Source organism: Sulfitobacter guttiformis (genome assembly GCF_003610455.1).
Taxonomy (GTDB): domain Bacteria; phylum Pseudomonadota; class Alphaproteobacteria; order Rhodobacterales; family Rhodobacteraceae; genus Sulfitobacter; species Sulfitobacter guttiformis.
On the sequence record NZ_RAQK01000001.1, the window covers coordinates 2097157 to 2119923 of the forward strand.

The 22767-nt window shown below is 57.4% G+C and carries 25 protein-coding genes; 16 read left to right on the top strand and 9 right to left on the bottom strand.

The genetic code is table 11. The features are described 5' to 3' along the window. Positions 1–32 precede the first annotated feature (32 nt). From phnE (C8N30_RS10280) to C8N30_RS10290, 3 genes are read left to right on the top strand one after another with little or no spacing between them, the layout of a single operon-like run. Entirely contained in the window at positions 33–917 is an 885-nt protein-coding gene (phnE, locus tag C8N30_RS10280) for a phosphonate ABC transporter, permease protein PhnE (protein WP_025060884.1), read from the top strand. Continuing rightward, a complete protein-coding gene (gene phnE, locus C8N30_RS10285; RefSeq protein WP_025060885.1) occupies positions 914–2212 on the top strand; it encodes a phosphonate ABC transporter, permease protein PhnE in 1299 nt (432 codons plus the stop codon). Before phnE (C8N30_RS10280) ends, phnE (C8N30_RS10285) begins: the two co-directional genes overlap by 4 nt. After that, positions 2212–2826 (top strand): LbetaH domain-containing protein, encoded by a 615-nt coding sequence (locus tag C8N30_RS10290; RefSeq protein ID WP_025060886.1) that lies wholly within the window; start codon positions 2212–2214, stop codon positions 2824–2826. The genes phnE (C8N30_RS10285) and C8N30_RS10290 overlap by 1 nt, the downstream gene beginning before the upstream one ends. Here the strand turns inward: C8N30_RS10290 and C8N30_RS10295 are convergent, their stop codons facing one another. Both C8N30_RS10295 and phnF read right to left on the bottom strand, forming a co-directional pair. Further along, positions 2827–4017, bottom strand: coding sequence for an alpha-D-ribose 1-methylphosphonate 5-triphosphate diphosphatase (locus C8N30_RS10295; protein WP_025060887.1), 1191 nt, complete (start codon positions 4015–4017; stop codon positions 2827–2829). It abuts the gene before it with no gap. Between the two features lie 66 nt (positions 4018–4083). After that, on the bottom strand, positions 4084–4797 hold the full coding sequence (gene phnF, locus C8N30_RS10300) for a phosphonate metabolism transcriptional regulator PhnF (protein ID WP_025060888.1): 714 nt from the start codon (positions 4795–4797) through the stop codon (positions 4084–4086). Positions 4798–4899: 102 nt separating this feature from the next. On the opposite strand from phnF, the gene phnG reads away from it, so the two are divergent. The 7 genes from phnG to phnN are packed head-to-tail and all read left to right on the top strand — an operon-like array spanning position 4900 to position 9902. Further along, positions 4900–5346, top strand: coding sequence for a phosphonate C-P lyase system protein PhnG (phnG, locus tag C8N30_RS10305; RefSeq protein WP_037967742.1), 447 nt, complete (start codon positions 4900–4902; stop codon positions 5344–5346). Continuing rightward, positions 5346–5906 (top strand): phosphonate C-P lyase system protein PhnH, encoded by a 561-nt coding sequence (phnH, locus tag C8N30_RS10310; protein WP_025060890.1) that lies wholly within the window; start codon positions 5346–5348, stop codon positions 5904–5906. Before phnG ends, phnH begins: the two co-directional genes overlap by 1 nt. Then, positions 5906–7042 carry a carbon-phosphorus lyase complex subunit PhnI gene (locus C8N30_RS10315; RefSeq protein ID WP_025060891.1) on the top strand — a complete coding sequence of 379 codons (1137 nt, stop codon included), beginning with the start codon at positions 5906–5908 and terminating at the stop codon, positions 7040–7042. The genes phnH and C8N30_RS10315 overlap by 1 nt, the downstream gene beginning before the upstream one ends. Next, positions 7039–7908: an alpha-D-ribose 1-methylphosphonate 5-phosphate C-P-lyase PhnJ gene (locus tag C8N30_RS10320; RefSeq protein WP_025060892.1), complete on the top strand. Its 870-nt coding sequence runs from the start codon at positions 7039–7041 to the stop codon at positions 7906–7908. Before C8N30_RS10315 ends, C8N30_RS10320 begins: the two co-directional genes overlap by 4 nt. Continuing rightward, positions 7905–8675 (top strand): phosphonate C-P lyase system protein PhnK, encoded by a 771-nt coding sequence (gene phnK / locus C8N30_RS10325; RefSeq protein ID WP_025060893.1) that lies wholly within the window; start codon positions 7905–7907, stop codon positions 8673–8675. Before C8N30_RS10320 ends, phnK begins: the two co-directional genes overlap by 4 nt. A 4-nt stretch (positions 8676–8679) precedes the next feature. Further along, a complete protein-coding gene (gene phnL, locus C8N30_RS10330; protein ID WP_025060894.1) occupies positions 8680–9363 on the top strand; it encodes a phosphonate C-P lyase system protein PhnL in 684 nt (227 codons plus the stop codon). Next, positions 9360–9902, top strand: a complete 543-nt coding sequence (gene phnN, locus C8N30_RS10335) for a phosphonate metabolism protein/1,5-bisphosphokinase (PRPP-forming) PhnN (protein ID WP_025060895.1) — start codon at positions 9360–9362, stop codon at positions 9900–9902. The genes phnL and phnN overlap by 4 nt, the downstream gene beginning before the upstream one ends. Here phnN and C8N30_RS10340 read toward each other — a convergent pair. Beyond that, on the bottom strand, positions 9884–10558 hold the full coding sequence (locus C8N30_RS10340) for a DUF1045 domain-containing protein (RefSeq protein ID WP_025060896.1): 675 nt from the start codon (positions 10556–10558) through the stop codon (positions 9884–9886). The genes phnN and C8N30_RS10340 overlap by 19 nt on opposite strands. A gap of 50 nt (positions 10559–10608) precedes the next feature. On the opposite strand from C8N30_RS10340, the gene C8N30_RS10345 reads away from it, so the two are divergent. Continuing rightward, positions 10609–11754: an alpha-D-ribose 1-methylphosphonate 5-triphosphate diphosphatase gene (locus C8N30_RS10345; protein WP_025060897.1), complete on the top strand. Its 1146-nt coding sequence runs from the start codon at positions 10609–10611 to the stop codon at positions 11752–11754. A 20-nt stretch (positions 11755–11774) separates the two neighbouring features. Here C8N30_RS10345 and C8N30_RS10350 read toward each other — a convergent pair whose 3' ends face one another. The 6 genes from C8N30_RS10350 to C8N30_RS10375 are packed head-to-tail and all read right to left on the bottom strand — an operon-like array spanning position 11775 to position 17114. Next, positions 11775–12647: a DMT family transporter gene (locus tag C8N30_RS10350; RefSeq protein ID WP_084273536.1), complete on the bottom strand. Its 873-nt coding sequence runs from the start codon at positions 12645–12647 to the stop codon at positions 11775–11777. Beyond that, positions 12644–14056 (bottom strand): M20/M25/M40 family metallo-hydrolase, encoded by a 1413-nt coding sequence (locus C8N30_RS10355; RefSeq protein WP_025060899.1) that lies wholly within the window; start codon positions 14054–14056, stop codon positions 12644–12646. The genes C8N30_RS10350 and C8N30_RS10355 overlap by 4 nt, the downstream gene beginning before the upstream one ends. An 11-nt stretch (positions 14057–14067) precedes the next feature. After that, positions 14068–14811: an SDR family NAD(P)-dependent oxidoreductase gene (locus C8N30_RS10360; protein WP_025060900.1), complete on the bottom strand. Its 744-nt coding sequence runs from the start codon at positions 14809–14811 to the stop codon at positions 14068–14070. After that, complete coding sequence (locus C8N30_RS10365) at positions 14808–15830, bottom strand: ketopantoate reductase family protein (RefSeq protein WP_025060901.1); 1023 nt, start codon at positions 15828–15830, stop codon at positions 14808–14810. Before C8N30_RS10365 ends, C8N30_RS10360 begins: the two co-directional genes overlap by 4 nt. Beyond that, positions 15823–16539 (bottom strand): creatininase family protein, encoded by a 717-nt coding sequence (locus tag C8N30_RS10370; protein ID WP_025060902.1) that lies wholly within the window; start codon positions 16537–16539, stop codon positions 15823–15825. Before C8N30_RS10370 ends, C8N30_RS10365 begins: the two co-directional genes overlap by 8 nt. Continuing rightward, entirely contained in the window at positions 16536–17114 is a 579-nt protein-coding gene (locus C8N30_RS10375; protein ID WP_025060903.1) for a MarR family winged helix-turn-helix transcriptional regulator, read from the bottom strand. The genes C8N30_RS10370 and C8N30_RS10375 overlap by 4 nt, the downstream gene beginning before the upstream one ends. Before the next feature lie 130 nt (positions 17115–17244). Here C8N30_RS10375 and C8N30_RS10380 point away from each other — a divergent pair, with 130 nt between their 5' ends. From C8N30_RS10380 to C8N30_RS10400, 5 genes are all read left to right on the top strand, one after another. Beyond that, positions 17245–18831 (top strand): ABC transporter substrate-binding protein, encoded by a 1587-nt coding sequence (locus C8N30_RS10380; RefSeq protein WP_025060904.1) that lies wholly within the window; start codon positions 17245–17247, stop codon positions 18829–18831. A 72-nt stretch (positions 18832–18903) separates the two neighbouring features. After that, positions 18904–19878 carry an ABC transporter permease gene (locus tag C8N30_RS10385; RefSeq protein WP_025060905.1) on the top strand — a complete coding sequence of 325 codons (975 nt, stop codon included), beginning with the start codon at positions 18904–18906 and terminating at the stop codon, positions 19876–19878. Further along, on the top strand, positions 19875–20756 hold the full coding sequence (locus C8N30_RS10390) for an ABC transporter permease (protein WP_025060906.1): 882 nt from the start codon (positions 19875–19877) through the stop codon (positions 20754–20756). Before C8N30_RS10385 ends, C8N30_RS10390 begins: the two co-directional genes overlap by 4 nt. Further along, positions 20753–21736, top strand: a complete 984-nt coding sequence (locus C8N30_RS10395) for an ABC transporter ATP-binding protein (protein ID WP_025060907.1) — start codon at positions 20753–20755, stop codon at positions 21734–21736. The genes C8N30_RS10390 and C8N30_RS10395 overlap by 4 nt, the downstream gene beginning before the upstream one ends. After that, the gene (locus C8N30_RS10400) at positions 21733–22755 is read left to right on the top strand and encodes an ABC transporter ATP-binding protein (RefSeq protein WP_025060908.1); all 1023 of its coding nucleotides are present in this window, start codon (positions 21733–21735) and stop codon (positions 22753–22755) included. The genes C8N30_RS10395 and C8N30_RS10400 overlap by 4 nt, the downstream gene beginning before the upstream one ends. Positions 22756–22767 lie beyond the last annotated feature (12 nt).

Sequence of the window (22767 nt, forward strand, 5' to 3'; positions counted from 1 at the left end):
CGGGGCCAGCGCTTTGTTATACGGGACATATCATGGCTGATGCCCAACAGTCTCATGCCGCTGCAGCGGATGTGAGCACCACTTATCTTGCCCAGATCAAAGCAAAGCGGCTGATGAATTTCATCCTGCTTATCGTTTTTCTGGCACTGTTCATGTCTGGCTTCGCGACAGCCGAGAGCCGCAATGCCGGCGGCTTTCTGGAAGGGTTGGGAAACATTTTCGATTTCCCGGCCGCGATGTGGTCGGAAGCCGTCGAGCGGTCACATCTGCTTCCCGGCTATCTGGTGCAGTATTTTCCATCGCTCGTCGAAACGGTGAATATCGCAGCTGCTTCCACGCTTCTGGGTGCGTTAGCGGGTTTGGTGATATCGCTGTTGGTAACACGTGGCTTCGCACCGGTAACGTGGTTGATAGGGCCACTTCGCCGCGTTCTTGATATCTTTCGCGCTGTGCCGGAAATTGTGATCGCACTTGTGTTGATCTTTATGCTGGGTGGTGGGCCGGTGCCTGCGATGATCGCTATTGCCCTGCATACTGTCGGCGCCTTGGGAAAGCTGTTTTCGGAAGTAAATGAAAACGCCTCGCTGAAACCCGTTGAGGGGCTTGCCTCTACGGGTGCGAACTGGACCCAGCGAATGATGCTGGGTGTCATCCCGCAGGTAGCGCCGAACTATCTCAGCTATGCCTTGCTGCGGTTCGAGATCAACATTCGTGCCTCTGCCATCCTAGGATTCGTCGGTGCAGGCGGCATTGGTTATGACTTGCGCAATACAATGAGCTGGGGCGTGGGGAAATATGACGAGGCTGCGGCCATATTCCTGCTGCTTTTCGGAACGATCGTGCTGGTTGATCAGGTATCGAGCCTGCTGCGCAATCGCCTGACACATGGCACGCAAAACATCGAGGCCACGATATGACTACCGCAACACTCCAGATGCAGACAATCACAAGGTTCAGCCGGAAAAAGCGTCTGACACTGGCAGTCCCCTTGGCGATTTTAGCCTACTTTGCCTATATCTTTGTAGCCTTCGACATCGCGGGTCTTGGCGATAGGGTAAATTTTGGGAATGCCCGCACCCTCGTCTCAGACAGCTACAGCTATAAAACCCACGTAACGCAGGACAACCGAAGCGGCGCGATCACCATGTCGATCGAGGGGGAGCGCAAGGCGCAGTATCCGGAAGGCATGACACCCGATTGGGTCACAATGGGCGATGTCACAACTGTGAATTTGGGGCAGGGACATGTGGTGACGCTTGGCCCGCAGGTGCGGTACGACATTCCGGGATACGGGACGGTCACCGCACGGCCCGATGGCAATGGCGTAAACGCGAGTTTTCCTGACGGGCCTATACCTGATTTCATCAACGCCTCCGGTAACCGCGTAATGATCGCCACCGATGCGGGGCGGCTCACCGTTACGCGCAACCGTGCCGAAGTGTTCAAGTACAGCATCGGCTGGGAGATTTTCTTTTTCACACTCGACAGTCCCTACTACGGGATGGATGCGGGTGAACTGTTATCCCGCGCCCTGACGGGTGAGGCGGGCAGCATCGTGCAGGGTTTTTGGTCCAATACCATGTGGCGCCACGGAGATGTGTTCTGGGCTTTGTTCGAGACGTTGTTGATGGCGTTTCTGGGCACATTCGGTGCGGCGATGATCGCACTTCCCCTTGCGTTTTTAGCGGCGCGCAACTTCACCCCTTTGGGGGGGCTGCGGTTCGTGGCGCGGCGCATATTCGATTTCTTGCGGGGGGTGGACGGATTGATCTGGACAATCGTACTGAGCCGCGCGTTCGGACCTGGTCCGATGACCGGCGCACTCGCGATCCTGCTCACGGATACCGGTTCGTTTGGCAAGCTGTTTTCCGAGGCTCTCGAAAACGTCGATGACAAACAGATAGAGGGGGTCGCCTCTACCGGGGCCAAACCGCTACAGCGCTACCGGTTTGGCGTTATTCCACAGATTACGCCGGTTCTGCTGAGCCAGATCCTCTATCATCTGGAATCCAACACCCGTTCTGCAACGATTATCGGTGCCATCACCGGCGGCGGCATTGGACTGCTGCTGACACAGGCCATCGCGACCCAGAAAGACTGGGAGGAGGTGAGCTATTATATTGTTCTCATCATTCTGTTAGTAATCTTCATGGATACACTTTCCGGCTGGCTCCGCCGAAAATTGATCAAAGGTGACGGGGGTGGTCACTGATGCCGCGCCTGTCGCACGATACGCCTTTTATTCATCCTGACTGTGAAATCAGTGATGCTACCTTCGGCACCTTTACCGAAGTCGGCCGCGGCAGCCGGATGTCGCACAGCCACCTTGGAGACTACTCTTACTGCGACCGTTATGCCGACATTGCAAACACGGACGTGGGTAAATTTTCCAACATCGCGGCCTTTGTGCGTATTGGTGCCACAGATCACCCGATGACCAAGGCGAGCTTGCATCACTTCCACTACCGCTCGGGCGATTATTTCGATGATACCCCCCACGATGAGGCGTGGTTTGCCCACCGCCGGTCGCGGCGAACATATATCGGACATGACACGTGGCTGGGCCATGCCGCGCAGGTGCGTCCTGACGTCACCATTGGCCATGGTGCGGTGATTGCAGGCGGTGCGATCGTAACGAAGGATGTGGCCCCCTATATGATTGTTGCTGGGATACCGGCGGTACCAATACGCGCAAGGTTCACGCCGGACGTAGCGGAGCGTCTGATGGCGTTGGCATGGTGGGACTGGCCGCATGAACGTCTGCATGCGGCGCTGGATGACTTTCGCAGCCTTAATGCCGAAGCCTTCCTTGAAAAATTCGGTTAATTACTCTGCTGCACTTAGCGTAGCTTGTGATGTCATCGCAAACCTGTCGGCCAGCCCGCCACGCAGGTAGCTCCAGCGCCCCGCCACCATTGTTCCTTCGATCCGGCGCGTCCCCTGATTAAAGAATACGAGATCGGCACGCTTGCCTGCCGCGATCTCGCCGCGGTCGGACATGCCCATGATACGGGCTGGCGCACCCGAAATCATGTGCCAAGCAGCGCCAAATTGAACTATACCTGCATCGCCGAGCGAAAAGGCCGCTTTGGAAAGCGCTGCAAATACTGCGCCGGAGACAAGCGCATCGCAAAGCCCGTTGCGGACCAGATCAATCGCGGCACTACCACCGATCTGAGATCTGGCCCGCAGCACGTCATGTGCGCCCGCTACGATAGGATTACCTTGAATGCGTGCTACCCGTGCGGGTGCGTAAGCGGTGGGAAATTCGCATATCCGCGCCCCGATCATATCGTAATATGCGCGGGTCGGTGCATCGCGGTCGCCGGAGCTGCCATACCGGATGCGGGCCGCGTCAAATGCTGTCGCCATACTACAGATAAACCGTGGTGCATAAGGCGTCAGTCTGGCCGTAGCGCGAACCAGTGCAACATAAGCCTCTGGATCATATCCGGCCTGCAAACCCCATTGCTCGAACTCTGTCCGGTCCCGTCCGAGAAGGTCGAGCCTTTGGGGGATCTGGTTATGGAATATGATGTAGTCAATTCCATAGCGACGCACGACCTCCAGCAGCCGCTCTTGTGACTCGACACAATGAATATCACAACGCAGTTGCACCCGCAGATCGGTCACGGCTGTCTGTCTGTAGTCAGCAAGTGCGTCCAGAAAGGTTTCGGCGAAATCCGGTCCATGCTTACCCCCTTCCCAAGACCAGCTTTGACCAAGCCATGCCGTTGTTATGCCCTGCGCCGCAGCTTCCTGTCCGACCGACCAAAGCGCCGATGCGATGGGAAATCCGCTGTCGGGGCGGGGCGGCACCTGACGCTCGAAGGCGGTGCTGTGCAGGTCGATTATCCCTGGCAATACCAGATAGCCGGACAGGTCGATTGTGCTGTTCCCAGGCTTTGGCAGATCGTCAGTAATCAGGCCCTGTTCAAGGGCGACATCCTCAAAAACCAGCGTTTCTGCGCGAAGGACGTGAGCACCCGACAGTCGTATATTTTGACAATGCTGCATTTTATCTGCCCGACCGTGTTATATATCGGTTAGGATAGCAGGTGATTGTATCACCTTCGTGACGTCTCAGGTATCGGTGAGGGTAAGGGTCACCTTATCACCGGCAAACCACGTGCGGCCGACCTCGACCGGTATGCCGCAGTCGTCAACATTGATACCGATTGTGCGCAAAACGGGTGCATGCTCTGCAATTTGGAGGTGACGCGCTTGCGTCGCAGTGGCCAGTTTTGCATTCACACGCGTAGAGGCACGCATATAGTCGGCCACACCGCATGCTTCCAATGCATCCGTCACAGAAGGGTTGCGGCCCAACAGGGCCGGAAGCTCTACAAAGCGTTGTGCGGGAAACACGCTGCGAAAGAGTGCGATTGGCTGGTCCTCGGACAAAGACAGCCCCTCATAAACGTGAACCTGTGCGCCCTCCTGAATGTTCAGGGCCTCTGCCTCAGAGATATGCGCCGTGCGTGTCTCCAGTAACAGCACCTTTTTGGCAGGCGTGCGGCCTGCAGCTGCTATGTTTTGATGAAACCGTACCCGACGCCCGATAGGGTAATCGGTGGGAACGGTTGTCACAAAAACACCTGCGCCGCGCCGCGCATGGACCAGTCCTTCGTCAGCAAGTGCAGCCAGCGCCTGACGGACCGTGTGCCGGTTCACGCCAAAGCGTGCGCTCAGAACAGCTTCGGTCGGCAGTTTGTCCCCGGCCCGGTACAACCCCTCTGCGATGTCCTGCCGCAAAGAGGCGGCAATCGCTTTCCAGATCGGCGTGCTGCGGGTCATGTCATTAAAACTTCATACTTCTCTGGATTGGCAAGGCGGGGCGTTACCGATATGATTTGTCTAGTTGTATAGACAACTAAAAGAGGTGTCTAGGTGAATAGAATGAGTGATCTCCAAGTGCGGCGCAAAGAATGGCTCGGCCTGTTGGCGCGGTCATCTGCGGCGGATGTTGCCAATGGTTGGCGCGCGCTGGGTCTAGTGCAAAAGCATACTGTCCTGCGGGCGCCAGAAATCGGGGGTGTAATGGTGCGTGGTCGTGCCGGTGCGGTTGGCGCCCCGTTTAATCTGGGCGAAATGACGGTGACCCGTGCGAGCGTGAAGCTTCCCTGTGGTACCGTTGGCCACGGGTATGTTCAGGGTCGCAGCAAAGATCACGCGCTGCACGCAGCAGTGATTGATGCGTTGATGCAAACAGATGAAGCGGACCGGATCGATGCGGAACTACTGACCGCTTTACGCGATGCAAAAGTTGCAGTGATGAGCAAGCGCGCCGCGAAAGCGGCAGCGACAAAGGTAGACTTTTTCACAATGGTTCGGGGGGAGGACTGATGCAGGCACATGTACTTGAGGGCGGTTTTGGCAACATACCGGTGGAGGCCTCACATGCCTTTAGGGCCATTATGACGGCAATGGCGCGTCCCGGCCAAATCATGGAGATTACTGGCGCTCAGCCCCCTGCACCCCTGTCACCTGCGGCCGGTGCTGTTTTGCTGACACTGTGTGACCCCGAGACGCCGGTCTTCCTCACTGAAGCTTATGACACGCCACAGATCCGTGACTGGATTACTTTCCACACTGGCGCGCCATCTTGCGATCCGTTTCAGGCAATGTTCGCCCTTGGCTCATGGGATCAACTGAACTTGGCGAAATTCTCGCGTGGCACAGCGGAATACCCCGACCGCTCTGCCACGCTCATCGTCGAGGTTGGTGAATTGGCAAACGAGGGGGCCACATTGAAGGGACCCGGAATCGAAGGTCATGCCCGCCTGTCGCTCCCCGAGACGGGGTTGTTTCAAGACAACGCGCAATATTACCCGCTTGGCCTTGATTTCATTTTTACCAACGCGACGCGCCTTGCGGGGCTGCCGCGCACAACGAGGATCAGCTGATGTATGTGGCTGTAAAAGGCGGCGAACGTGCGATCGATAACGCCCACGCATGGCTTGCGGAAGAGCGGCGCGGGGATACATCGATACCGGAGCTGGGTGTGGAGCAGATCCGCGAGCAGATGGCGCTCGCTGTGAACCGTGTGATGGCCGAAGGGTCACTTTATGATCCTGATTTGGCTGCACTGGCGATCAAACAGGCGCGCGGCGATTTGATCGAGGCTATCTTCCTGATCCGCGCATACCGGACCACGCTGCCGCGTTTTGGTGGCTCGGAACCAGTGAAGACCGAGACTATGACCTGTGATAGAAGGGTATCGGCCACCTTCAAGGATGCCCCGGGGGGACAGGTCTTAGGGCCTACGTTTGACTATACGCACCGTCTTCTGGACTTCAAGCTCGCGGCTGACGGGGAGGTGCCGGATGCCGCTGAGGCCACGCCAAACGGGCAGACCACGCCGCATATCATGTCATTTCTTGATCGCGAAAATCTGATCCAGAAAGAGCCTGCAGGCGACACCGTTCCCGCCGACCTGACGCGAACACCGCTGGAACTGCCCGCCAGCCGCGCGTTGCGGCTCCAGTCACTCACGCGGGCGGATGAGGGATTTATCCTTGGCATGGCTTATTCGACCCAGCGTGGTTATGCGCGCAACCATGCTTTTGTAGCCGAACTGCGCATCGGCGCGGTCGCCATCGAGATGGATATCCCCGAGTTGGGGTTTGCGATCGAGATTGGCGAGATTACGGTGACCGAATGTGAAACCGTGAACCAGTTTCAGGGATCCAAAGCGCAACCTCCCCAGTTCACCCGCGGCTATGGACTGGTCTTCGGCATGACCGAGCGCAAGGCCATTTCCATGGCGCTGGTAGACCGTGCGCTTCGCTGGAAAGAGCTGGGCGAGGACAACACAGGTGCGCCGGCACAAGACGAAGAGTTCGTACTTTATCACAGTGATAATATTCAGGCGACGGGATTTTTGGAGCATATCAAGCTGCCACATTACGTCGATTTCCAGTCAGAGCTGGAGTTGGTTCGCAAGTTGCGCCGCGATGCTTTGACAGCCGCCCTGGCCGAGAGGGAGGATGCTTCGGGCGGCAGTGTAGGTGAAAATGTGAAAGAAGGCGTAACGCTATGAGTGAATACAACTTTGCCTATCTGGATGAACAGACGAAGAGAATGATACGCCGCGCGATTCTCAAGGGACTGGCAATACCCGGTTATCAGGTGCCGTTTGCGAGCCGCGAGATGCCGATGCCTTATGGCTGGGGCACGGGTGGTGTGCAGGTATCGGCGGCTGTGCTGACGCCTGATGACACGCTCAAGGTGATTGATCAGGGGGCTGATGATACGACCAATGCTGTTTCAATCCGACGGTTTTTCCAGAAAACTGCGGGCGTCGCGACGACCGAGGCGACCGGAGATGCGACAGTTATTCAGACACGCCACCGGATACCGGAACACGACCTGCGCTCGGACCAGATTATTGTCTATCAGGTGCCAATCCCCGAGCCGCTGCGCTTTTTGGAGCCCTCGGAGGTCGAGACCCGCAAGATGCACAGTCTGGAGGAATACGGGCTTATGCACGTTAAGCTGTATGAGGATATAAGCCAGCACGGCGATATTGCGACGTCCTATGCCTATCCTGTAAAAGTGGAGGGACGATATGTTATGGACCCGTCACCGATCCCCAAATTCGACAACCCGAAGCTGGAAATGGCAGGGATACAGCTGTTCGGCGCTGGGCGCGAGCAACGGATTTACGCGGTTCCGCCCTACACAAAGGTCGTGAGCCTCGATTTCGAGGATTACCCGTTCCAGCCGACCAAGGCAGACCATGCATGTGATTTATGCGGTTCTGATGAAAGCTATCTTGATGAACTGATCGTTGATGATGCGGGCGGGCGGATGTTTATGTGTTCTGACACCGATTTCTGCGCGACACGGCGCAGGGAAGGTCATGTGGGCGCGCAGGGAACACCCTTTAAGGAGGACGCAGCATGACGCCGCTCTTGCAGGTCGAGAATGTCGCAAAACATTATGGTACGCGAGTTGGCTGCACAGATGTATCGTTTGATCTTTATCCCGGTGAGGTGATGGGGATTGTCGGCGAGAGCGGGTCGGGTAAATCCACGTTGCTCAATTGCCTCGCGGGGCAACTGACGCCGGACGCCGGTGCTGTGCGCTACGATACCCGAGCGGATGGCTTGCGCGACACCATCACCATGTCCGAGCCGGAGCGCCGCATGTTAGGGCGTACCGATTGGGCTTTTGTGCACCAACATGCTCGTGACGGGCTGCGCATGAACGTCAGTGCTGGTGGAAATGTGGGCGAGCGGTTGATGGCTGTGAATGCGCGGCACTACGGTGAAATTCGCGCCTCTGCCGTGGATTGGCTGGGCCGTGTCGAGATTGCGGAGGAACGGATTGACGACCGCCCCACCGCATTTTCCGGTGGAATGCAGCAGCGTTTGCAGATTGCGCGCAATCTGGTGTCGGGACCGCGGTTGGTGTTCATGGATGAACCCACTGGCGGCCTTGATGTGTCGGTGCAGGCGCGGTTGCTGGATTTGCTGCGCGGACTGGTGCGCGAGATGGGGCTGAGCGCCATTATCGTCACCCATGACCTTGCCGTTGTACGCCTATTGGCAGACCGCCTGATGGTGATGAAAGACGGGCGCGTGATCGAGACGGGTCTGACCGATCAGGTGCTGGACGATCCCCAGCACCCCTATACCCAGCTTCTTGTTTCTTCTGTTTTGCAGGTGTGAGCCGATGATTTCTATCGAAAATATCTCCAAATCCTTTGTTCTGCACAATCAGGGGGGTGTCGAAATTCCCGTGATGCAAGGGGCAAGCCTTCGGGTGGAGGCAGGCGAATGTGTGGCTCTGATTGGCGCGTCGGGTGCGGGAAAGTCGACATTGATGCGGATGATTTATGGCAACTATCTCACGGCATCGGGACGGATTATGATCGGGGATCTGGATGTTGCCAGCGCTGCGCCCCGAGAGATAATCGAGTTACGCCGCATGACGCTCGGCTATGTCAGCCAGTTTCTGCGTGTCGTGCCGCGTGTCTCGACACTTGATGTTGTGTGCGAGCCATTGCTGACTACAGGTACGCCGCGTGCGCAGGCGGTGGAGACGGCGCAGGAATTGCTGTCGCGGCTCAATATCCCCGAACGCTTGTGGTCGCTTAGCCCAACAACATTTTCAGGAGGCGAGCAGCAGCGGGTCAACATCGCCCGCGGCTTTGCCTATCCTTATCCAGCACTGCTGTTGGATGAACCAACCGCCAGCCTTGATCCTTTGAACCGCGCTACGGTCCTGTCGATGGTCGGAGAGGCAAAAGCCCGCGGCGCTGCAATTATCGGTATCTTTCACGACCACGCCGCACGCGATGCGCTGTGCGATCAACAACTGGATGTAACGCAATTTACACCCGGTTTGATGGCATGACCGGGCGGATGATCGCCATCGTGGGGCCGTCCGGTGTGGGCAAGGACAGCGTGATGGCGGGGATGACTGAGGCTGATCCGCGTCTGTTGGTGGTGCGGCGGGTGATCACCCGTGAGGCTGATGCTGGCGGGGAGGACTTCGAGAGTATAACGCCTGACATGTTTCGCAAGCATGAGGCAGCAGGGCAGTTTGCATTGAGTTGGGGCGCGCACGGCTTGCAATACGGTGTACCCGCTAGCGTCCATGACCAAATCAGAGGCGGGCATGATGTGCTGGTAAATCTGTCACGCGGCATTCTGGAGGAGGCCAACCGATGCTTTCCACGCCTGCAGGTGATTGCCTTGACTGCAAACCCTGACATCCTCGCGGCGCGCCTTGCCGCGCGGGCACGCGAGAGCGCTGGACAGATCGCGCGGCGACTAAAGCGTGCAGCCAATCCCATACCTGAAGGGATAGCGTTTCTGGAACTCGACAACAGTGGTTGTCTGTCGCGAACGGTTCAGGCCGCCCTCGACCATCTTTATCCTGTGAGGGCGTAGCGATGGATTTGGTGGAACAGCCCGTTGCTGTCCTCACCCATGAGGGTGACTGCGTCGAGCGTGAAGGGATCAGCAACCTTGTCCATCAGGCAAGGGCGGAGGGCGGCCATGACCGGATCTGCTGCCTTCGCGGGCATGGAGCCGCTCAGCGTCAGGTGGAAATGGAAATCCTCGAAGATAAAGGGGTAACCCCATGCAAGCAGCTGTGCGTCCTGCCGCGCGCTAAGCCGTGCCTTGCGGCGGCGCGCAATCTCTGCGTCGGACAGTGGTGCGCGAAACGGATCAAATGCCTTTATGACTTCAGCGGCGAAATCCTGAACCAACGGGCCGTCCTGCGCGGGGCGCAAGGCAATAAACCCGTTCTGATGCCGCAGATCAAGGGACCCCAAAGGGCAAGGTTTCACCCTCTCTGCAAAAGTTTCTATAGCAGCTTCAAGCGCGCTTTGGCATGTATCTTTGGCCAGCCTGAAAGGCGCTTTCAACGTGCCATGCAGGCCGTATTTGCGCGGTGTCGCCGTGATTCTTTCGATATCGACACCCTCCAGCTCCGTTGGAGCGCACGCGGTTCCCCGTGCCGAATCCCATCCCAGCCAAGCTGCGCCGAAATCGGCAAGATCGCCGGTTGGTGTGTAAAAAACAGCATATCGTTCAAACATTTGATTTCCTTCGCAGATGCTTTCTTCTGCCAAAAACGCGTGACATTCATATGACAAACCAGACAATTCTTGCCAATGCTAGGCTGATCCTCGAGACCGAGATAGTTACCGGATCGGTCGTGATGGAGGGCGGTTTCATCAGCGAGATTAATAGCGGTAGCACCGTGCCCAAGGGTGGAATCGACCTGCAGGGCGATTACCTGGCTCCCGGTTTGGTGGAGTTACATACCGACAACCTCGAGCGGCACCTCTCCCCGCGTCCGCGCGTCGACTGGCCCTATCGCGCCGCTATTCTCGCGCATGACCGAGAGTTGGCAGGCACGGGTATCACAACTGTTTTCGATGCGATCCGGGTGGGTTCTATCGTGTCGGGCAGTAGCTCGCGTTATGGGAAATATGCGCGGCGGATGGCGGACGAAATTTTGGCAGTGCGCGCGGCCGGTATGCTTCGGATCAGCCACCATATTCATTTGCGCGCCGAGATCTGCTCGGAGACTCTGGCCGAGGAACTGGCAGAATTCACCCCCGAGGACCGCATTGGTATCGTGTCTATGATGGATCACACACCCGGCCAGCGACAATTTGCGGATCTGTCCAAGTTTGAGACATATGTACGTGGAAAATACAGTTTTGGTGATCAGGAGTTTCGGGATTACGTCGATTTCCTGTATGGTCTTCAGGATAAATTCGGGACCCGCCATGAAGCTGCAACTGTGTCGGCGGCCACGCGGTTGGGCGCGGCACTTGCCAGTCATGATGACACTACGGCACGACAGGTTGCGGCCAGTCATGCCTACGGTGTGACCCTTGCTGAATTTCCGACAACGGTCGCGGCTGCTGATGCCTGCCATGCACAGGGGATCGCCACAATCATGGGTGCGCCTAATCTCATTCGGGGGGGGTCCCACTCCGGTAATGTGGCGGCGGCTGATTTGGCCCGCGTTGACCGCCTTGATATTCTGTCATCGGATTATGTGCCTGCGGGGCTGCTGATGGCTGCCGTTCAATTGGGTGATATCTGGGATGATCTGCCGCGCGGAATGGCGACGGTTACATCGCGTCCTGCCGCTGCCGTTGGGCTGAAAGATCGCGGATCGCTTTCCACGGGGAAGCGGGGGGATGTGATCAGGTTCTCGATTTTGGAGGACACGCCGATACTTCAAGAAACATGGAGCGCTGGTGCGCGCGTTTTCTGAAGGGCGGGAGGTCACGTAGATTAGGGGCGCGCCGGTTTTCCTCTGAATTCATGTGCGAGAAATCCGCAGATCACGATGATCGCGGCACCGGTAATTTCGCGAAGGGAAGGAGCCTCGGCAAAGATGAAATAGCCGACAGCCAGCGCAAACAATATCCTCACGTAGGGGAACGTCGCGAGTGCCGCAACTTCGCCAAAGCGGTAAGCCTCGACCGTAAACAACATTCCGAGCGTGCCAAGCGTGCCTGCAAGCGCCAGCAACAGCGCGTCGTGAAAATTGACGGTAGTCCAGCCCGCCACTGCACCGGGCAGGGTGCCGATGCTGGCCACCAAAGCGATCCAGAACATGATTGTCGACGTATGTTCTGTGCGCGCCAGAACACGATTTTGAAAAATTAAAATAGCTGCAGCAAAGGCAGAGCCGAGGCCGAATAATACGCCCGTCTCGACCGCAAACTCCTTAACGCCGCTGGCGATCAGAACACCGCCAAAGCCAAGCACGGCCGTGAAGGCGCGGCGCCCCCCGATCCGCTCGCCCAACACCAAGGGTGCGAGGGCGATGGTAAACAACGATGTTGTAAATGTAAGCGTGGACGCAAGGGCGAGGTCAAGAGACTGGAAACTCGCATAATAGAGCCACCAACACACCAGACTTGTCACACCGCGCAGCACCAGCCGGTGCCAGCGCGAAGAGCGGAAGCGGAAAGGATAGCGCACCATAATCCAGACTGAGACGATGACAAGCTGACTAAGGGCGCGAAAGAAAATGATCAGTGCAAATGGCACATCGGGGCTCAAAAACCGCAAGGCGGTTACATCCGCCGTAAACACCGCAGCGGCAGCAATCAGCAACGCCGCTCCATAGGGATTATTGATGGCAGTAAGGGGCGTCATTCGCGGCGGAATGGCGAGAACGAAACAGGGTCGATTAACGCAATTTCGCGCATGATCTGGACCCAGGCTGCTAACCCGTCTTTGATTGAGGACAGGCGGAAAAATTCGTTTGGAGCATGAAATTTTTCGTCCGAGAGTGAAAAGGAAAACATGACTGTATCCATTCCCAAAACGCGGTGTACAATTTCCGTGAGGGGCAGGGACGCGCCGATACGCACCTTGAGCGGGATCTGACCACTCGTTTTGTGCAATGCTGCGGTAGCGGCAGCCAGAAGCGGATGCTCCGGTGGCACGGCATAGGCACCGCCCTGTCCGCGCTCGCCATAAATCTCAAGGGTGGCATAGTCTGGCAAATGCGCATGAAGATGCGCTACCACCGCCTCCTTGGCGCGTTGCGGAACCTGACCGGGCACTAGGCGCATGGTTATTTTCGCAAAAGCCTCGTTCGGGATCACCGTTTTAGAGCCCGCGCCGGTATAGCCGCCCCACATCCCGTTCACATCAAGGGTAGGACGCACCCAAAGCCTCTCCAGCGTGGAAAAGCCCGCCTCGCCGTGCGGGGAGGCATGGATGGCATCAAAGGTGTTTTTGTCATTGTCGGGGATCGCCGCGATCTCTGCGCGCTCCGCCGCCGTAGGCTCGGTCACGCCGTCATAGAAGCCTGCCGCCGCGATGTGGCCGTCCGCATCATGCAAGCTTGCGATCAGGCGTGACATGACGTGCAAGGGATTTGCGACAATGCCGCCATAGCGGCCTGAGTGAAGATCTTGCGTCGCTGTCTGGACCCGCATCTCAAAGCCGGTGTTGCCCCGTGATCCCACGTTAAGCGCCACCAGATCGGGCCGCCATCGCGCCCCGTCCGCAGACAGTACCGCGTCCGCTGCGAGCAAATCGCGGTGGGTTTCGAGAATGGAAGTGAGGGAGGGCGAGCCGGTTTCTTCTTCGCCCTCTATCAGCAGTTTGATGTTGACGGGCAGGCGCTCCTCTACGGCAATGAAAGCCGCAAGCGTGTCGAGCGCGATCATCATTGGTGCCTTGTCATCGGAAATGCCGCGACCGAACAGCCTGCCGTCAACTTCGGTGGCGTCAAACGGAGGCGTGTGCCATTTCTCTACAGGATCGGCGGGCTGAACATCATAGTGGGCATAGACAAGCACCGTGGGTTTTCCCGGTGCGTCCATCCGCTCGGCATAGAGTGCTGGTTGCCCGCTGCCATCAAGTGGTGTGAGGCGCTGTGACTTTTGAAACCCCATGGCGGTAATCCGCGCCTCGATAAACTGCCGGGCATCCTCCATCCCCTGCGCCATTGCAGGATCGGCACCTACCGAGGGGAATGAAACAAGCGTTTTCAGATCTTCGATCAGATGCGCTTCGCGGGAGAGGGCGTAAGTCAAAACAGGGTCGGTCATGGTTCTATCCTTCAGCTTATGCCGCCATCTACGCTGAGGATCTGTCCTGTGATCCAGCTTGCCTGCGCGGAGGTCAGGAAGGCGGCGGCGGCGGCAATATCTTCTGGCGTACCCAGCCGTCGGGTGTGAATGCGCTGTACCAGTTGCGTCTGCCCTTCAGGGCCGTAAGCATCCCACTGGCGCCGTGTTGCGGGATTGGACAGCACAAAGCCGGGCGCGATGGAATTAACGGTAATACCATGTTGGCCCAGCTCAAGGCTGAGCTGTTTTGTCAGGCCGACAAGGGCATGTTTGGCGGCAGTGTAGGCATGTATCCCAGTCAAGCTGGGGCGCAGGCCGGCACCCGAACTTATTGTCACGATCCGTCCCCACCCTGCTGTTTTCATTGCGGGAACAAGCGATTGTGACAAGTAAAGGGTCGCGTCGACGTTGACCGCAAAAATACGGTGCCACGCTGCGGGGTCGACATCCTCCAATGCAGTGCCAACCTGATTGCAAACCCCGCCTGCTGCATTCACCAGCATGAGCGGCGCACCGTAATCGGCAGTAATTCGGGCATGAAGATCATGCACTGCAACAGGGTCACACAAATCACAACCGAGCGCCGGCAGGCCGCGTTCGGCGGCAGCATTCTCGAGCGCGTCACCCGCCAGATCAGTCAGCACAACGCGGGCGCCATCTGCCGCGAGGCGTGATGCAATTGCGGCACCGATACCACCGACCACGCCGGTCACAAGGGCGGTGCGCGCGGTCATGCCAGCACCTTGGTCAGCTCATGGAATGTCTCTTCCGACATGTCGCGGCGGCCTTCTTCGATATCGTGGATCAGCTCGACCAATTTGCGCAGCAGGGGCGTGTCAATGCCGTGGCTTGCCGCAATTTGTGCGACTGTGCCGACCTGTGGATCAACCTCGGTTTTGCGTTTGCGCACGGCTAGATCACGGTAAATACCTGTATGGGTCTTGGCGGTTTTTGAATTGAAAAATGCAAGTTCGGACAGGCTTTTGCGCGCTGCATCGTCGCCCGCATCCGGCAGAAAGGAGCTTGGCTCGAACCCGTTAAAGGGCTTGGGCGAGACCCCTTCGGCGAGGGCAGTCTTCATTACCTCGCGGGCGAGACCCATAAGGGCAGGGCCACGCGCGGGATCTGCGAAATTTTCCGTCATGCTATCCATGCTCAAAGCGGTTGCAAACAGCATCGCGCCATAGCCAAGCTTCCCCCACAGATATGCCCAGATATCCTCTGTCAGCACAGCATCAGGCTCGAATATCTGCATCAGCTGATGCAGCTCGGTGGTGCGGGGACGGATCATACCGTCGATTTCACCGACGACTACGGCAGCGCGGTTGCCAAACAAGATCCGGCCCGGACCAACCCAATCCGCACCGTAGTTTACGAACGCGCCGATTGTACGATCGGCACCGATGTGTTGCGCAATCACCCGCTCGTTCAAACCGTTCTGCGCAGACAGGACATAACCGTCTTGCGCCAGATGGGGCTTCAGCTGGGCCAGCGCACCTTCGGTTGCATGAGCTTTGACGGCGAGGACAATCCGAGAATAAACACCGGTGAGCTGGTCTGGTGTGACGCAGGGTACGATCTGCCGGAATTCCTCTACCGGACCTTCGATGCTCAGGCCGGTGGTAGCGCAGGCATTAACATGCTCCGGGACAATATCGACCATCAGAACCGGTACGCCGGCCCGTGCCCAATAGGCCCCCAGAATTCCGCCAATGGCACCTGCGCCCCAAATCAGGATTGGATCTTCAGTCATTGCCAAACTCCGCCCATGGTCCTTCAAGTGCTGCACGGGTTTCGGCCACGCCAACCTCCCATATCGCTTGCATTTCGGTATCCGGCCGCTGCCATGGACCCCCGAATGAGCCATCCTTGAGCAATACCCGCGTTTGAGCAGGTGGACAGGCCTTCATCATCGCCATATCGACCATCGGTTTTTCACCTTCCGGTGCGGGGGCATGGGCAAGACGCGTCCACGGAAAATTCTCCATCCAGTTGGCATGGGAACCAGTGGTATCAATCGACTGGATCTTTGCCCATGTCAGCGGCGCATTCCACCAATTATGAAATTTGATCGAGACATCGCCGTATTCGGCCATCAATTCCTGTGCTAGCGCGCCCACCGGATTATTACCGCCGTGGCCGTTTACAATCAGAATCTGGGTGAATCCTGCCTGTCGCAACGATGCGATGATGTCACGCACGACAGCCATCAATGTCTCGACCCTCAATGAAATCGTTCCGGGAAAGTCCTTGAAATAGGGGGCAAGCCCGTAAGGCATGACCGGAAAAACAGGCACGTTAAGCGGCGACGCTGCCTCTGTCGCCACGCGCTCGGCCAAAATGAGATCGACGCAGACTGATAGCTGCGCGTGCTGCTCGGTCGAGCCTATGGGAAGGATGCAGCGCGGGTCACGCGCGGCCGCCGCCTCGATATCGCGCCAATTCATTTGTGCAACATTCATTGCGGCTCTCCTTTGTGTAATTCAGGTGTCGCAAACTGTGTTTGCGCAGGCAGCTCTCCCGCCCAATCCTGCGCGCCGAGCACGACTTTTGACATCAGTTCGAACAGCATTTGCCGCTCGCCTTCGGATAGGGTGGTCAGCATACGTCTTTCCATTGCCTCGAAGGTCGGCCGCGTTTCGTTGAACAGTTTGCGGCCTTTGGCCGACAGGCGCAGCGCCTGTTTGCGCCGCCCGCCGGGAGCCTTTTCACGCGCTTCAATCATGCCCATAAGCTCCAGGCGTTTGATCGCCCTGCTTAGTGTGTTTTTCGGAAATCCCGATGTTTCGGAAATGTCGCGCGCGCTGCCACCATCGGTCAGCGCCAGCGAATAGATCACGACATACTCGGGCCGCTTGAGCCCGTAGGTGTCCTGAATCCATGTGTAGAGCGGCGTATTATATAAAAGTGCCAGATAGTTGAGACGGAACGTAAACGGGCAGGGATTATCCCACAGCTTGGCCTCGAGCATGGCTGGCCTCTGCTCGGCATCGTGTATGCCAAAGTTTTGATCATGCGCTGTCTGAGGGCCTGCCATATTTATCCTAATCGTTATGAGTTCCAAAATGAACTTGACTACATCATTATTCACGCACATCCTGATAAAGCAAGTTCCAAATGGGACACTAAAAGTAGAAAAAACAATCTACCAACTGGAAGGGATACTCATGAAAAACCGGAATTTCCTTGCCCCGATGGCGTTCGCGCTGGGTCTGGCTGCGGCGGGTGCTGCATCTGCCCAGACGCTGACCATGGGCGTACGCGGCGGGCCTGAATCGATGGACCCGCATTTCTCTGCCCTCGGCTCCCATGCCGAAGCGGCCAAGCACATTTTTGATACCCTCGTCTGGTCTGGCACCGATTTGCAGATCGAGCCGGGACTGGCCACAAGCTGGACCGCGGTGGATGACGACACATGGGAGTTCAAGCTGCGCGAAGGCGTCAAGTTTCACGATGGATCGGATTTCGATGCGGAAGACGTCAAGTTTTCGATCGAGCGTATTCCGGTTGTGACCGGACCAACCACCACGGCGATCTATGTGCGCCGCGTGGCCAGTGTCGATATCATCGACCCCTACACCGTCCACATCAACACGGACGGTCAGGCGGCAACGCTACCCAATGACTTCATACGCTTGTTCATCGTATCTTCCGAGGCAGCGGCCGATTATTCCACGCCTGAAACAGCCGCCGAAGGCTTTAACTCCGGCGCGGCCACAACCGGCACCGGCCCCTATAAATATGTCAGCTGGGAGCCGAACGGCGATCTGGTTCTTGAGCGGAACGACGATTACTGGCGCGGAATGGGCGCGTGGGAGAAAGTGATCCGTAAAGAGATCCCCAACGACAGCTCGCGACTTGCGGCGCTCAAAGCGGGTCAGGTTGATGTGATCAACTACGTCTCCTCCGTGGATTATCTGGCGCTCGAGCGTGACAACAGCATTGATGCCATCATCGGCGACAGTGTCTATGTCATGAACCTGCAACTCGACCAGCGTGTCGATACGCCGCTTGTGCGTGCAAAAGACGGCTCCAAATTGCCTGAGAATCCGTTCCGCGACCTCAAGGTGCGTCAGGCGATCGACTATGCAATTGACCGCGAAACAATGGTCGAAGTGGTCTTGGAAGGTCTTGGTAAGCCCGCCAACCAGATGATGCCGGCGGGTTTCTTTGGGTCCAGCGATAAAATTCCGATGCCGGAATATAACCCCACCAAAGCCAAGGAACTGCTGGCCGAAGCGGGCTATCCCGATGGTTTCGAGGTGGATTTGTACTGTACCGGTGACCGTCTGCCGGGCGATGCTGCCATCTGCCAGGGTCTGGGTCAGATGCTGACACAGGCAGGGATCAAGGCAAATGTTAACGCCATCTCCAAGACCGTCTATTTCCCCGCTCAGGCGCGGCTGGAATACTCCATGTTCATGAACGGTTGGGGCACCCTGACGGGTGAGGCTTCCTACACCGTAGGCAGTCTGGCTCACTCCAACGACCCGGAGGCGAAGCTGGGCGCATTCAACCGTATCGAATATAAAAACGAGGAGGTTGATGCCCTGATGCAGGCGGGTGCCACGATGATGGACCCCGACCAACGCCGCGCTGCTTATGAGGAAGCCATGGAGAAAGTAATGGCAGACAAAGCCTATATCTCGCTGGTGCAGTTGCAGACTGTCTGGGGTGCAAAGGCGGGAATGCTCGACTTCGAGACCCGCTTTGACGAAGATACGCTGGCGTTTTTCATGACGCCTGCCCAATAACTTTAATCTGAAAAAAACAGGTCGGGTGGCCCGCGCGCTGCCCGACCCTTTCTTTACCCCAAAGGACATCTGATGCTCGGTTTTGTTATCCAGCGCTTTTTACAGGCCTGTGGCGTGATGGCCGTGATGTCAGTCATCGTATTCTTTGGCGTGTACGCCATCGGGAACCCGATCGACATTGTGATCCCGCCCGACGCAACACAAGAAATTCGCGAGGAAGCAATCCGCAGGCTTGGCCTCGACCGACCGTTGTTCGAACAGTACTTTACCTTTGTCGGTAATCTGTTGCAGGGCGATCTGGGCCGCTCGTTTGTCTACAACATGCCCGTTCTGGAGCTGATCGGCGGGCGACTGCCTGCGACGCTAGAACTGGTGCTAATCTCTGTAATTTCCGCCACAGTGCTGGGTGTCAGCCTTGGCATTTATGCCGGCTACCGCCCTGACAGTTGGATATCAAAAACTATCATGGCGGTATCTGTGTTGGGCTTTTCTGTCCCGTCATTTTGGGTGGGCCTTATCCTCATCCTGTTCTTTGCGGTCAATCTGGGGTGGCTACCTGCTGGCGGGCGCGGTGAAACTGTGATGATCTGGGGTGTGGCGTGGTCTTTCCCGACCCTCAACGGATTGTCGCACATTGCCCTCCCTGCTGTGAACCTTGCGCTGTTCAAACTGGCGATGATGATCCGTCTGGCGCGCGCAGGCACCCGCGAGATTATGCTGACCGATACGATAAAATTCGCCCGCGCTGCGGGACTGTCGGAAGGGACGATCCTGCGACGTCACCTGCTCAAGCTGATCTCGATTCCGATCATTACCGTCTTCGGGCTGGAGCTTGGATCGACGCTCGCTTTTGCTGTAGTGACCGAGACAATTTTTTCGTGGCCCGGCGTGGGCAAATTGATAATCGACAGCATTGCCGTTCTGGACCGCCCCGTGATGGTTGCCTATCTCATACTGGTGGCTTTTTTGTTTGTGACCATTAACTTCGTGATCGATCTGGTGTTTGCCCTGATTGATCCCCGCGTGCGAAAAGGAGCCTCAGCATGAGCGCCGATCGGAGCCCGCTTGGGCGTTTCTGGGTCGAGTACCGCGAAAATAGAATTGCCGTGGTGGCCCTTGGCGTTGTCGTTCTGATGGTCCTCACCGCACTTTTTGCCGGTGTAATTTCGCCGCAGAACCCCTATGATCTTGCGAACCTGTCGCTAATGGACAGCCGACGACCGCCGGGCTTTGTAGGCTCGGGCGGCTATACCCACCTTCTTGGTACTGATCCGCAGGGGCGGGATTTGTTGTCGGCTATATTTTATGGTCTGCGCATCTCGATACAGATCGGCCTTGCCGCAGGCCTTGTCTCGCTGAGCATTGGCACGACGCTGGGCATTCTCGCCGCCTATCTGGGCGGAAGGATCGAGACGCTGATCATGCGACTGGTCGATCTTCAGCTATCGTTCCCTGCAATCTTGCTGGCTTTGGTGATTGTTGCCTTGCTGGGGCAAGGTAAGGCTCAGTTGATAGGTGCGTTGGTTGCCGCGCAATACGCGTATTTTGCCCGTACTGCCTATGGCGCCGCAAAGGCGGAGCGTGGCAAAGATTACATCGAGGCGGCACTCGCCACACCGCTTAGCTCCCGCATCGTTGTGTGGCGGCACATGTTGCCAAACTGCGCGCCGCCGCTGATCGTGGTGGCCACTGTACAAATCGCCAATTCGATTTCGCTTGAAGCCACGCTCAGCTTCCTCGGTTTGGGTCTGCCCGTGACCGAGCCATCGCTGGGAATGCTGATCTCGAATGGCTTCCCTTACATGATGAGCGGGCGCTACTGGATCTCTGTCTATCCTGGTGTGGCCTTGATCATTCTGATCGTGGCAATCAACATTGTGGGCGATCAGGTCCGCGACCAGTTTAACCCGAGGTTGCGCAAATGAACCCACCTGTCCTGAGTGTGAAAAATCTGGCGACGCATTTCTTCACCCGTGCCGGTGTGGTCAAGGCGGTCGATGACGTCTCGTTTGATCTGGCCGAAGGCGAGATTATGGGGTTGGTGGGCGAAAGTGGGTCGGGCAAAACCGTTACGGGGTTCTCTCTGTTGGGCTTGGTCGATGCGCCCGGGCGAATTGTTGAAGGATCGGTCAAACTTAACGGAACCGAGCTGACGACCCTGTCCGGCCCCGAATTGCGCAAGCGCAGAGGCCGCGAAATTTCGATGATTTTTCAGGATCCGATTGCAACGCTTAACCCCATGCTAACCATTGGACAGCAAATGCAAATGGCCATTGATGCACACGAACGACTGAGCAAACGCGCAGCCATGTCGCGTGCCGCAGAGTTCTTGACCCAAGTGGGAATACCTTCGGCACAGGCACGACTGCGGTCCTATCCGCATGAATTTTCAGGCGGTATGCGCCAGCGCGTGGCGATTGCCATTGCTCTTCTCCACCGCCCCGCGGTTCTGGTTGCGGATGAACCTACGACCGCGCTCGACGTTTCTATTCAGGCGCAGATCCTGTTCCAGATGCGGGATCTAGCGGCGCAAACTGGTACTGCGATGATCTGGATCAGTCACGATCTGGCTGTGGTGTCGAGTTTGGCAAGCAAGCTGGCCGTAATGTATGCTGGCCGGATCGTCGAGCAGGGACCGACTGCCAAGTTGCTACGCGATCCTCGTCATCCCTATACGGCAGGGTTGATTGCCTCACTACCGTCTATGGCCAAGCCCGGCACCCCGCTCACCCAGATCAGGGGTACTACGCCCTCGCTATTGTCTCTACCCGAAGGCTGCCCGTTTGCGCCGCGCTGTGATTACCGTACCGATGCTTGTGCGCAAAAGCCTGACATGACCCTGTCGGAGGGGCGGGGCTGGCGGTGCTTCCACCCAACCGGCCAAGATGTAGGTATTCCCGCATGAGCGCGTTTCTGGAGATTGCGGATGTCAGCCGCCTGTTCGGCCCCAAACTGACCACCGGCGAGAAAATCGCGGCAAAGCTGGGCGCAACTGTCGAGACCCGCTCGGTGCGGGCGGTATCGGATGTGACCCTGTCGGTCAGAAAGGGCGAGACACTTGGGCTGGTGGGGGAGTCGGGGTGCGGGAAGTCTACGCTAGGACGGCTGATCGCAGGGATACTGCCGCCAACCACCGGCACAGTAACAATCGACGGCGCGCCGGTGATGGTAAAAGGCAAAAAGATTACAACTCGTGTGCAGACCGTCTTTCAGGATCCGTTCGCAAGCCTTGATCCACGTATGAAAGTAGGCGCTACGGTTGCCGAGGGGCCGATTGCCCATGGGCTCACGACGAAAGCGGATGCCAAAGAATACGTCGCAGAGTGGTTCACCCGTGTGGGTCTGGATCCGGAATGGGTAGACCGCTATCCGCACCAGTTCTCCGGTGGTCAGCGACAGCGCATTGCAATTGCCCGTGCACTAGCAATGCAGCCTGATGTTCTCATTTGTGACGAGCCTGTTGCCTCGCTCGATGTGTCGATACAGGCGCAGATCATCAATTTATTTCTGGAGTTGACCAAGGGGCTGGATCTGACTTGTGTCTTTATCAGTCATGATCTGTCAGTTATCCAACACGTCAGTGATCGCGTGGCAGTTATGTATCTGGGCAGGATCGTCGAGCTTGGGCCGGTGGCGGATGTATTTGGTAAGCCTGCACATCCCTATACCGCCGCCTTGTTCGGAAGTGTGCCGAAGCTGGTTCTGGATGCTGAAGAACTGGTGCGGTTCGATACCATCGAGGGGGAAGTGCCATCGCCTCTGTCGCCGCCATCAGGGTGCTATTATCATCCACGTTGCCCACTCGCGACCGAGGCGTGTCGGACAGCGCAGCCCGAAACGCAAATTTTGCCCGACAATCGCGCCGTCGCCTGCTACCACTTCGCGCAGCAGCTCGACGCCGCAAAAGATAGCAGCGGGGCGTAGAGAGGCAATCCG